9 protein-coding genes are annotated in these 10,532 nt (G+C 65.8%); 5 read left to right on the forward strand and 4 right to left on the reverse strand.

The genetic code is table 11. The annotated features are described in order from the left end of the window. Positions 1 to 288: 288 nt before the first annotated feature. From GPT33_RS12750 to GPT33_RS12760, 3 genes are all read left to right on the forward strand, one after another. On the forward strand, positions 289 to 1,155 hold the full coding sequence (locus GPT33_RS12750; RefSeq protein WP_296809509.1) for a universal stress protein: 867 nt from the start codon (positions 289 to 291) through the stop codon (positions 1,153 to 1,155). 13 nt (positions 1,156 to 1,168) lie between these two features. After that, entirely contained in the window at positions 1,169 to 1,528 is a 360-nt protein-coding gene (locus tag GPT33_RS12755) for a molecular chaperone DnaK (protein ID WP_296809511.1), read from the forward strand. A gap of 188 nt (positions 1,529 to 1,716) precedes the next feature. After that, entirely contained in the window at positions 1,717 to 3,630 is a 1,914-nt protein-coding gene (locus GPT33_RS12760; RefSeq protein WP_296809514.1) for an acyltransferase family protein, read from the forward strand. A 183-nt stretch (positions 3,631 to 3,813) separates the two neighbouring features. Here the strand turns inward: GPT33_RS12760 and GPT33_RS12765 are convergent, their stop codons facing one another. The 4 genes from GPT33_RS12765 to GPT33_RS12780 are packed head-to-tail and all read right to left on the reverse strand — an operon-like array spanning position 3,814 to position 8,221. Beyond that, positions 3,814 to 5,112 (reverse strand): sigma-54 dependent transcriptional regulator, encoded by a 1,299-nt coding sequence (locus GPT33_RS12765; protein ID WP_296809515.1) that lies wholly within the window; start codon positions 5,110 to 5,112, stop codon positions 3,814 to 3,816. Next, entirely contained in the window at positions 5,109 to 6,539 is a 1,431-nt protein-coding gene (locus GPT33_RS12770; RefSeq protein ID WP_296809516.1) for a HAMP domain-containing sensor histidine kinase, read from the reverse strand. Before GPT33_RS12770 ends, GPT33_RS12765 begins: the two co-directional genes overlap by 4 nt. Beyond that, a complete protein-coding gene (locus GPT33_RS12775) occupies positions 6,536 to 7,414 on the reverse strand; it encodes a PhnD/SsuA/transferrin family substrate-binding protein (protein ID WP_296809517.1) in 879 nt (292 codons plus the stop codon). The genes GPT33_RS12770 and GPT33_RS12775 overlap by 4 nt, the downstream gene beginning before the upstream one ends. 39 nt (positions 7,415 to 7,453) lie before the next feature. After that, positions 7,454 to 8,221: a hypothetical protein gene (locus GPT33_RS12780; protein WP_296809519.1), complete on the reverse strand. Its 768-nt coding sequence runs from the start codon at positions 8,219 to 8,221 to the stop codon at positions 7,454 to 7,456. A 400-nt stretch (positions 8,222 to 8,621) separates the two neighbouring features. Between GPT33_RS12780 and GPT33_RS12785 the strand changes: the two genes are divergently transcribed. Then, on the forward strand, positions 8,622 to 9,794 hold the full coding sequence (locus GPT33_RS12785) for a 4Fe-4S dicluster domain-containing protein (RefSeq protein WP_296809520.1): 1,173 nt from the start codon (positions 8,622 to 8,624) through the stop codon (positions 9,792 to 9,794). An 84-nt stretch (positions 9,795 to 9,878) separates the two neighbouring features. Beyond that, positions 9,879 to 10,532 (forward strand): molybdopterin-dependent oxidoreductase (locus tag GPT33_RS12790; protein WP_296809522.1); only part of this gene is annotated, 654 nt, incomplete at its 3' end.

Raw genomic sequence — 10,532 nt, forward strand, 5'->3', positions numbered from 1 at the left:
GCCAGCGCGACCCTGGTGGACCGCTTCGCCGTGCATGACAAGCCCGATGCTGTCGAGCAACTGATGGGCCACTAAATCGCGTCCGGAGCGATAGGCATCGTTTTTGGATTGGATTGGATCGGCCTCGGCCAGAGCCTTGAACGCCGGAGTTGACGCGATTTAGATCCAAAACACTAAAGAAGCACCTGCACCGCGTCGGCGACGCGGGCGGCGGGTTCTTTGGAATCCGAACCCCGCGCGCGTGCGATTCACGTCGTCCCGAATGCGGTTTGAACAGGGGAGCTCAGCATGCAAGAAGACGAAGACAAGATCCTGGCCTGCGTCGATCGCTCGCATTTCGCCGACCATGTCACGGATGCCGCCGCCTGGGCCGCGCGCCGCACCGGCGCGCCGCTGGAGCTGATGCACATCATCACCCGTCACACCGAAACCGCTTCGGGCAGCGACCGTAGCGGGGCGATCGGCTTCAATGCGCAGCAACACCTGCTGACCAAGCTCTCCGAGCAGGACGAGGCACGCAGCAAGGCGACACGCGAGGAGGGCCGGCTGTTCCTCAATCGGCTACGCGAGCGCGCGATCGCCCTCGGCGTGACGGCGCCGGATGTACGCCAGCGCTACGGCGATCTGGAGGAGGTCCTGGTCGAGCAGCAGCCGAGCGTGCGCGTGTTCGTGCTCGGCCGACGCGGTGAATCGGCCGAGACAACGCAGCGTGATCTCGGCCGCAACGTCGAGCGCATGGTGCGCGCACTGAAGAAGCCGATTCTCGCCGTTACCCAGGGATTCCAGGAGCCAAGTCGCGTCATGATCGCCTACGACGGCGGCAGCATGACCCGGCGCGGTGTCGAGATGGTCGCGGCCGGCCCCCTCTTCCGAGGGTTGCCGATCCATCTGCTGATGTCCGGCGAGGCTCGCAAGGACGGCCCGCGCCAGCTCGAGTGGGCGAAGACGACGTTGGAAGCCGGCGGGCTCAAGGTCGAGGCCGCGCTGATTCCGGGCGACGCCGAGAGCATCATCGCCCGCAGTATCCAGGAGCAGGCGATCGACATGCTGATCATGGGCGCCTACAGCCACTCGCCGTTGCGCAGCTTGGTGTTCGGCAGCAAGACCTCCGACCTGCTGCGCTCGGCACGCATCCCGACCCTGCTGCTACGCTGAACGAGGCCGACCGATGACATCCGATCCGCGCACCTACGGGGAACGACTCCAAGCCGAGCTGGATGCTTTGATCATCGACATCGCCGAATCCAACGACGCAGGAGGCGCCGTCGAGCTGGACCAAACGCGCGTCGGCCGCCTCTCGCGGATGGACGCCATGCAGCAACAGGCGATGGCGAAAAACACCCAAGAACGCTACGGCATCCGGCGGCTCCAAGTCGAGGCCGCATTGGCGCGGATCGACGCGGGGACCTTCGGCCTCTGCTGTCTGTGTCGCGACCCGCTGGACACCGAGCGACTCGACTCGGATCCGGCCGTGGTCTTTTGTGCGGGCTGCGCGCAGGAGCGCGAGCAGGAACGTGGGCAGCGCTGATTCCCTGATGACCGTCGCGGCTCAACCGCGGTTGAGGTGATCTCCGGGAAGAAGGCGATTTCCGAAAAATTCCATACCGGTTGTGCTGACCCTCGATTGGAGGAGAACCCCGTCGAAGCGATCGAGACGAGATTCAAACCGGTCGGGGACGCCAGACAACATCGGCGGCGCCGGAGGTTGAAGTCCGGATGATCGAATCTCACCCCTATCGCGCCGACATCGACGGTTTGCGTGCCCTAGCCATCGTGCCCGTGGTGCTCTTCCATGCCGACATCCCGGGCTTCGGGGGCGGCTTCGTCGGCGTCGACGTCTTCTTCGTCATCTCCGGGTACCTGATCACCTCGATCATCGCGCGCGAGCTGCAGACGGGTCACTTCTCGCTCGCGCGCTTCTACGAGCGGCGCGTGCGGCGCATCCTGCCGGCCTTGTTCGCGGTTTTGCTGGCCAGTGCACTGGCGGCCGCACTGGTCCTCTTTCCCGCCGAGGCACGCGGTTTCGCCCGATCGCTGATCGCCGCGACCCTGTTCGTCTCGAGCATCTTCTTCCATCGTGAAAGCGGCTATTTCGATCAGGAGGCCGAGCTCAAGCCCCTGTTGCACACCTGGTCGCTCTCCGTCGAGGAGATCTTCTACATCTTGTACCCGGTTCTGCTCTGGCTGGTCTGGAACCGCGGCCGGATGACTCGAATCGTGCTCGTCGGCGGGATCGCCGCGCTCTCCTTCGCGGCCTCCGTGATCGCACTTCGGCTCGACCCTGCCTCGTCGGCCGCCTTCTTTCTGCCGCATCTTCGCGCCTGGGAGCTGCTCATCGGTGCCATCGTGGCCTTGGCCCCGCTGCGTCTGCCGCGCGGGAGGATCTTCTCCGACCTGATCTCGATCTTGGGCCTGGTGCTGATCGCCTGGCCCGTCCATGCCTACTCGCAGGACACCGTCTTCCCCGGGCTCGCCGCCCTGTCGCCCTGTCTCGGCGCGGCGCTGCTGATCGTCGCGGGCCAACGGCGGCCGTCCCTGATCGGACGGGGCCTGTCCTGGCGGCCGATCGTCCTGATCGGCCTAATCTCCTACTCGCTCTACCTCTGGCACTGGCCGATCTTCGTCTTCGCGCGCCACCTGATGGGTCCGGACCTCCCGCTCGGGGTGTCGCTGCTGCTGGTGTCGGCGAGCCTGATCCTGGCGATCCTCTCGTGGCGGTTCATCGAGCGCCCTTTCCGGGGCCGCTCCGGCGTACTGCCGCGGCCCCTGCTCTTCGGCGCGGCGGCCCTCGCGACCGTGATCCTCGTCGGCATCGGCGTGCACGGCGAGCGCACGGCCGGCTGGCTCGGCCGCTATCCTCCGGAGCTCGCGACCATCTTCGCCGCTGCGGATGACCGCGACCCGCGACAACCCGAGTGCGAGAGCGTGCGCGCCGATACGCCCGGCTGCCGCTACGGCGATCCGGAGGCGCCGCCGGTCATCGCGCTCTTCGGCGACAGTCACGCCGCAACCTACGCGACCCTGCTCGGCGAGCTGGCGCTCGAACGCGGAACCTCCGTGCTCAGCCTGGCGATGCCGATCTGCCCGCCGGCCCTCGGCTGGCAAGGCGAGCCCTTGTCGTGGCGCGAGGATTGCGAGCACTTTCAGCAGCTCGCGCTGGAGCGAATCATTGCGACGCCGAGCATTCACACGGTGATGTTGTCGGGCCGCTATCGGATTTATCCTTTCGATGATCCCGACTCGGGACTCATCGACGCGATGGACGCCGCGATTGACGCCTTGGCCACGGCCGGCAAGCGGGTGGTGCTCGTCTATCCGGTGCCCGAGCCCGGCGTGGATGTGCCGACAGTGTTGGCCGAAGCCGTGTTGGAGGGGCAGGATCCGGGACGGGTCGGTCAGCCGTTCGCGCAGCTCGCGGCGGACGATCGGTGGGTCAATGGCGCCCTGGACGGCCTCGGTGTGCAGACGCCGCTGATCCGTCTCCATCCGCATCGAATCCTATGCCCGGACGGCCGGTGTCTCTTCTATCGCGATGGGCAGGTGCTCTACTACGACGACAATCATTTGAGCGTGAGCGGAGTGCGCCTGTTGCGACCGCTCTTCGCGCCCTTGTTCGATAAAGGAGACTGAAACGCCTGGCTGGATGGATCTCGATATCGCAGGTGCCCGGGTGAGCAGCGTGCGCACCGCGGACCCCGTGCAGCCGATGGCCCGGCGGTGTTCCTCCCTGATCTGCTGCTGTCGGCACTCATTGTTTGGTTGTTCGTTTAGGCAGGGGTCGTTCCAACCCATCGATCGTGTCGGGACGCGTCTTCACCGCAGCCGCGTAACCCCGTAGCGCTTCATCTTCTGCCAGAGTGTCTTGCGGCTGATGCCGAGTCGGGCGGCGGTTGCGGTCATGCTGAAGTCATGCTCGGCCAGCGCGGCCTCGATCGCCGCGCGCTCGCTCGCTTGCGCCTGTGCCTTCAGACCCGTCTGCGCCGGCACATCCTGCTCGCCGTCCAGAGCGAGCCGTTCACCTCGCCCCAGGATGCAGGCACGTTCGAGCGTGTGCTGCAGCTCGCGCACGTTCCCCGGCCAGCTGTGCTGCAGGAGGCGCTCGCGGTCCTCGGATGTGAGGACCCGCCGCTCCCGCGGCACACGCCGCCCGTAATCGGCAACGAACCGCTCGGCGAGCCAGAGGATGTCTTCCGGACGCTCGCGCAAGGGCGGGATCCAGATCTCGAGGACTCGGACGCGATAATAGAGATCCTCGCGAAAGCGCCCCTCCCGGACCAGTGCCGCTAGGTCCTGATGTGTCGCGCAGACCAGACGCGCCGGAACCTCGACCGGCTCGCTGCCCCCGATGCGCGTCAACTGCCGACCCTGAACCACGCGCAGGAGCCGCGACTGAAGTGCGAGCGGCATGTCGCCGATCTCGTCGAGGAAGAGGATGCCGCTGCCCGCCTGCTCGAAGACACCGGCGCGGCGGCGGTCGGCACCCGTGAAGGCACCCTTCTCGTGACCGAAGAGCTCGGCCTCGATCAGGGTCTCGGGCAGGGCCGCGCAGTTGACGGCGACAAATGGCGCGTCGGGACATTGGAGTCGGTGCAGGTAGCGTGCGACTACCTCTTTGCCGACGCCGGATTCTCCGCCGATCAGGAGCGGGGTTTGGGCATGGTGTGCCATCCGCGCAAGCTCGCCGGCGAGGTGTCGCATCGACGCGGAGATCCCCAGCGGTGCGTCGCCCGGCGTGTCGGTTCCGGCGCCGCCCATCCCGGCGAGCGCCCGGAGCTTCTCGATCAAGGCTGTCGGATCGAGCGGCTTGGTGAGATAGTCCGCGGCACCGAGTTTGAGAAGGCGCACGGCATCCTCGATGCTCCCGTAACCGGTGATGAAGAGGCTGGGCGGGATGCGCACCCGCTCGTCGAGCAGCCGCGCGAAAAGGTCCGCTCCGGAGAGATCCGGCAGATTGACATCGATGACGGCGAGGTCGGCAACACCCGCCGCCAATGCGCGCATCCCGTCGCAACCGGTGCGATGCCAGACCACGGCGAAGCCCTCCAGCTCGAGGCGCTGCACCAGGGCCTCGCCCATGATCGGATCATCTTCGATCAAACAGACGCGGATCATGCCGGGGACTCCTGCGCCAGCGGCAGAGCAACCAAAAACCGGGTGATCTCGCCCTGCGTTTCGGCCCGAATGGTGCCGCCGAGCTGAGAGACGATCTGGTAGCAGACCCAAAGCCCGAGACCCTGCGTGTGCGGTCGGCTCGCCGGGTAGGGCTCGAACAGATGCATGAGCTGTTCGGGCGGGATGGCGCGACCGCTGTTCTCGATCCGCATCATGAGCTGGTTGTCCTGCGTGCGGATGCGAACCTCGACATGCCCACCGCCTTGCGCGGCCTGCACGGCATTCAACACCAGATTCAACAAGAGCTGTCGTACCGGGGCCGCCGGGATGTGGATTGCGGAGCCGCACGCGTTCTCCCAAGTCAGCGAGACCTGTGCCTTGAGGATGTTCGGCTGGGCCAGGGTCTTGACGTCCTCCAGATCGTCTCGTGTCAGGGTGCGAAGATCCGCCCGCGCCTCGACCAGCAGCGCGGACACCGAGGCTTGGATCTGGCGCAACGCGCGCTCCAACAGGTCCATGAGGCGCTCGGTCTGCGCGTCGACCGGATGGGCACGCCGATAGGTATCGATCGCCATCAGCATCCCACCGAGCGGGTTATTGACCTCGTGGGCGACCCCGGCGGCGACGCGCCCGACCGCGGCCAGGCGCTCGGCCTGGATCATCTGGCGCTCCAAGGATTCCTTCTGCGCGAGCGCCGAGAGCATCGCCGCGAACTGCTGCCCGAGGCGGCCGATCTCGCTGTCGCCGTCGGGCAGGGGGCACTGCATCCGGCGCGGATCCTCCCGCCCGACGCGTCCCATGCATTCGGCCAACTGCACCAGAGGCCCGACCATGCGTCGCCCCCAAAGCCAGCCGATCGGCAAGAGGATCGCCAGGATCGCGCCGGTCACCAGGACGCCGCCGAGGAGAATCTCGCGAAACCGGGGCAGATACGGCGCGTCCGAGAGCAGCGCAATCAGCTCGCCGACCTGGGAGCCGTCGCTGTAGAGCGGCAGGCGCAGCAAGCGGCGGACCTCGTCGCGATCGACCGCCGACACGCGCCCTGGTGTCTCGTCGATCACCTGCGGTTGTGCTTGCGGAAGCCATGGCAAGGCGCTCTCGATGTGTTGATCCAGGCGGAAACGGCGCGGGCGGTTGCTCGCGAAGATGCGGCCCGTCTGGTCGAGCAGGATCCAGACCGCATCGCCACCGCCCTCCGGACCGCGCAGAAGCGAGTAAGCCAACCAGACATCGTCGTTGCGCAATGCCTGGATCTGAACACCGGCCATCGCGTACCCGAGGGTCAAGGCGTTGCGGCCTTGGTCCTCCCGCAGATTCGTCAGCGTCTGCAAACCCAGCGCAGCGGCCATCGAGAATGCGGTCACCACCGCTGCAATACTAAGACTCAGCGGCAGGCGCAGCCGATAGCTCGACAGCGGGAGGATCACGCGCCCTCCCCTCCCGTTATACGCCCGGCCATCCGCGCGATATCGTCGTAGAGATCGGGGGTCTCGATGCTGAAGCTGTCGAGATTGAGCTCGTTCAGGAGCGCACGGCCGCCTGCCTCCTGGACTTGGCTCAAGAGCACGCGCCGGATTGCCTGCCGATCGGGCTCGGAGAGCGCCGGACCGGCCACGATCGGCGGGAAACCGAAATCAGGCGAGCGCTCCAGCACACGGGTCTGTGCCGTCAACTCGGGATGACCGCGCGCCAGGGTCTCCCAGACATAGCTGTCGACGGCCGCGCCGTCGGCCAAGCCTTCGGCTACCGCCTCGACGCTGCGCGGGTGTCCCCAGGTGAAGAAGGTTCGCCGGAAGAAACGGTCCGGATCCCGACCGTCGCTGGTCAGTCGAAAACGCGGATAGAGATACCCCGAATTGGAATCCGGATCGGCCCAGGCGAAGAGTCGGCCCTCGAGGTCATGCAACCGCTGAATCTCGGAATCGGCTCCGACAATGAAATAAGACTGATAGAGCGGGCGGCCCCGAAAACGCGGCACCGCGATCAGATCCAGGCGGGATAGGTTCCGGACAAAGGGATAGCCGCAGATCCAGGCCAGATCGAGACGTCCTTGGAGCAAAAGATCCAGGATCTCGCGATAGCGCGAGCGCTGGACGAACACCACGGGCCGCCCGAGCTGACGCTCGATCCAATCGGCCCATGCGGCCAGAAAGCCGATCCGATCATCGAGCACGACCGGCGTCAAACCGAACCGCAGCGGCTGGCTTGATGCGCGCACGGGATCCGATCGGCCGCCGGCGAGGCCGAAGCCGGTCGCCAACAGACTGGAAACAAAGGTGCGACGTGAGCACGGGGACGACATCGGGCGTTCCTCGGAAGGCGTGAAGACGGCCCGGTTGAATCAGTCGCCGCCACTCAGCGCCGAGGGGTTGAGGACATCCATGGTTTCCTCGCCCATTCCCATCACGAGCACGCCCTTTGATGTGGCATAGGTGATGATGCTCTGGTCCGGGTAAAGACTGGCCAGTACGCCGATCAAACGACGATCCGCGTATTCCGGAAAGACCTGCGGAAACTCCGACAAGACCCGCAGCAACTCATCGACGTGTGCACTGATCAGACGACTCTTCGTCTGGTTGATCAGGACGAACCCCGGACAGACGAGGAGCGCGTCGTACTCCCGACTATCGCCGTTGAACCGACGGCGCAGACGGATACCGAACAGATCGGGCTGCGGACAGCCCAGAAGGTCTCGTGCAACCCGCGGGAGGTTCGGCGCAACGATATCCTCTACCAGGGTCCCGAGACGATTCGCAAGGTCGCCCCATTGCCGGTTCATCGACTTGCGGTCTCGCTCCGCCTCTTCCCGGTAACGCAGGGACTCGTTCTTGAAGTCCAGCATCTCGTCTTTGAAGGCACTCATTTCATCCTTGAAGGCACTCATTTCATCTTTGAAGTCACCCATCTCGTCCTTGAAGTCACCCATCTCGTCCTTGAAGGCACCCATCTCCTCTTTGAAGACGCGCATCTCCTCTTTGAAAGCGAGCATCTCCTGCTGCAAACGAACCTGGCCGTTGTAGGCCTTGTTGAACTCGACACCGACACTTCGGGTGAAGGCTTCGAGCGCATCCTCCAATCGATCGACGCGATGTTCCAACACAGCCGACATGGTGCAGACCCTCGATCAGTCGCTCTAACTTCGACACAGTCAGTATGGCGCAGACGGCGCGTACACACCAAATCAGCCGCGGCTCCGGCGCTTCCCGTCCCGGACATCCATCGCGCTCGCCACTGCGTTTACTTTCGGTAACACAAGCAGATACGCGTTACGACCATCTCACCAATCTGTTTTACCGCAGTTTTCAGCAGGGACGCGGTGAGTCGCGTTACCTTTTGGTAACCGAGCGCCGTCCCGACGAGGTCGGCGCTGATCTGGCGCCTCTTTTTTTATTTTTGATATCAATGACCTGTAAAACTCAGCTATTCCTTCTGGTATGTCGAATGCTATTCGAAGCTCACCCAAACCCGAATCGCCCGCCATCGACCCCATCGAGCACCACTGAATCGGTATGACAAAAATCAACGTGCATCGTCCCGACCGCCACCCTGCGCGAGCGCTCGGTCCGACCACTCGCCTCGCCATTCACGCAGACGCCTGCATCCCGGCGCGGTTCCCGGAGCTGTCCTGCCGACGCTGCATGGACGCCTGTCCAACCGGCGCGCTGGTCGCGACATCGGAGGGGCCCGAATTGGCCTCCGGCTGCGTGGACTGCGGGCGTTGCGCGGTGGCTTGTCCGACCGAAGCCCTGTCCGTGCCCGGATTCGAAATCACGCCGACGACGAGCGGGATGATCGCGATCGATTGCTGGCGAGTCCCTGCGGCGGACTCGCCGAGCGGAGCGCTGCGGATCCCCTGTCTCGGGGGACTCTCCACCGCCGCGCTCGCCGAGCTGTCGGCCGAGGCCGACGGACGCCCCGTTGCCTTGCTCGACCGCGGCTTCTGCGCCGGATGTCCGGCCGGGCAAAGCGCGTACCCCGACACCCACCCCGCCGCACCCGTCATCGACGAGGTCCGACATCTGCTTGAGGACTGCGGCGTGCCCTCGACCGACGGGCCGCGCCTGATCGCGATGCCCCTACCCGCCGCCCGCATGGTCGAGGGCATGGGCGAGCCACTGCTGGAGTCTCGGGTCAGCCGACGCGCGCTCTTCACCGGACAAGCGCTTCCTACAAGCCAACCGGCGCGCGCGCCACGCGCCACGCCACCGGCCCAAACCGCGGGCCTCGGCCGTCAACGCCTGCTCGCCGCCCTGCAACGCCTCACGGCAGCCGAGCGACCCCTGCCCGCACGGCTCTTCCCGAGCCTGACGGCAAGCCATGACTGCGCCGACCACCGCGTCTGTGCCAGCGCCTGCCCCACCGGCGCGCTCACGGCCTACGCCGATGACGCGGCGCGGGGTCTGCGCTTCGATGCCGCCGCCTGCATTGCCTGCGATCTCTGCACCCGACTCTGCCCCGAGCAGGCACTGACGCTCGATGGCCCGGGTGAGACGACGACCGATCGAACACCACGGCACCTCACCCGACATGCGACACGGACCTGTCCCGAGTGCGGAGCGGAGCACAGCAATCCCGAACCCGTCTGCCCGGCATGCCGACGGGATCGAGATTTCGCCCGCAGCGCCTTTTTGGCCTTCAGCTGCCAGCCTCCTGCCGCCAGCCTCCAACCCGACGCGCAGTAGACCGGCAGCTGATAGCTGGAGGCAGGAGGCAGGAGGCTGGCGGCCCAAAAACCCACCCAACAACAACACCGGAGGAGACCACCGATGGACATCCTGAATACGGGACTCTCGCGCCGCCGCTTCCTGCAGGCCAGCGGAACGGCCGGCGCCTTTGGCGCGGTCGGACTCGGCGGAGGCGCCCTGACCACGCTGCGCGAGGCCGAGGCCCAAGCGGCCACCACGCCCGGCGAGACCAAGATCACCAAGAACATCTGCCATCAATGTCCGGCGCGCTGCGGCATCGATGTCTACACCACCGACGGGCGCGTCCATGCCATCTACGGCAGTGCCGAGCACCCCATCTCCAACGGCAAGCTCTGCCCCAAGGGCCCGCTCGGGACCTACATCCTCTACGACCCCGACCGCTTCAAAGGGCCGATGAAGCGCACCAACCCGAACAAGGGGCGCGACGGGGATCCCGGCTTCGTGCCGATCTCGTGGGAGGAGGCGCTCGACACGGTCGCCGAGCGTTTGAACACGCTGCGCGACAAGGGCGAGTCGCATCGCTTCGCACTCTGCTACAGGCGCGGCTGGGGCGCCTCCTGCGCCGGCCTGCAGGGCACCTTCGGGTCGCTCTACGGCTCGCCCAACGTCGCCATCGGGCACTCCTCCATGTGCTCGGACGGCAGCATCATCTCCAAGAAGGCGCTGGACGGGATCGGCAGCTACAACGCCTACGACTATACGAACGCCAACATG

Origin of the sequence: Thiocapsa sp. (genome assembly GCF_011390875.1) — a bacterium.
Classification (GTDB): Bacteria; Pseudomonadota; Gammaproteobacteria; order Chromatiales; family Chromatiaceae; genus Thiocapsa.